General features: G+C 39.3%; 1 protein-coding gene. It reads left to right on the top strand.

What is annotated here, in order from left to right:
- On the top strand, positions 1 to 850 hold an 850-nt coding region (locus HMPREF0549_RS08855; RefSeq protein WP_040531952.1), incomplete at its 5' end, for an efflux RND transporter periplasmic adaptor subunit.
- Positions 851 to 890 lie beyond the last annotated feature (40 nt).

Here is an 890-nt window from a genome sequence, read left to right as displayed (position 1 = left end):
AATTCAACACTCAAACACTAAAAAGGATAAGTCGCAATCTACATTTTCAACAATGAGGGTTACTTCTCAACCCAGTTTTAACCTTACCGGGAAAATCGAACCGGTAGAAACCCAAATGCTAACCGTACCTTCTGGGAAACTTCAAAGTCTTAACGTTAAAAATGGTGATCACGTAGTTCAAGGACAAGCAATCCTAACGATGCATAATGATGATTTGCAGAGTCAAGTTGCTAATTTGCAAAACCAACTAGATCAGTCGCAAAGTGCTTCTTCAGATGACCAAACCACTGGTAGTTCAATGCAGCAACAATTAAAAAATATTTCAGAAAAAGTTAACCAGACTCTTGTGGCGCCGTATTCCGGGTATGTGTCCATTGATCAATCTAAGGAAGATGCCCCGGTAGTAACCCTCTATTCAGACAACCTCCAATTTGTCGGTCAAGTTTCTGAATATGACTATGATAAATTACATCAAAGCACTGATTTAAAGGTTAAGGCACTAGCAACAAACCACGTAGCTAATACTCAAGTTAATTACCTAGCCACAATCCCAACAAAGGGTACCGGCAACAATACTCGCTATAAGGTGACCGCAAGCGTTAACGCAAATCAGTTCATGGCCGGCCAAACCGCTAAGGCATCAATTAAACAGGATGGCATTTTAATCCCTAAAAAGGCTGTCCGTAACGGAAAAGTATTTGTCGTTGATACCGATGGAAAAGCTCGTAAAGCCAAGATTAGCGGTCACGCTGTTAACAGCTCCTACGTTGTTACGGATGGGATTGATGAAGGCGATAAAATCGTAATTAACCCTAATAGCAAGTTGAAGAATAATACAAAGGTTGATTAAAATGATCACTCTAAAGAATATTAATAAGTATTATCATCAA

This window comes from Limosilactobacillus vaginalis DSM 5837 = ATCC 49540 (assembly GCF_000159435.1).
Taxonomy (GTDB): domain Bacteria; phylum Bacillota; class Bacilli; order Lactobacillales; family Lactobacillaceae; genus Limosilactobacillus; species Limosilactobacillus vaginalis.
Note: the sequence above shows the minus strand (reverse complement) of the source record. Positions and strands in the feature narration are given on the sequence as shown.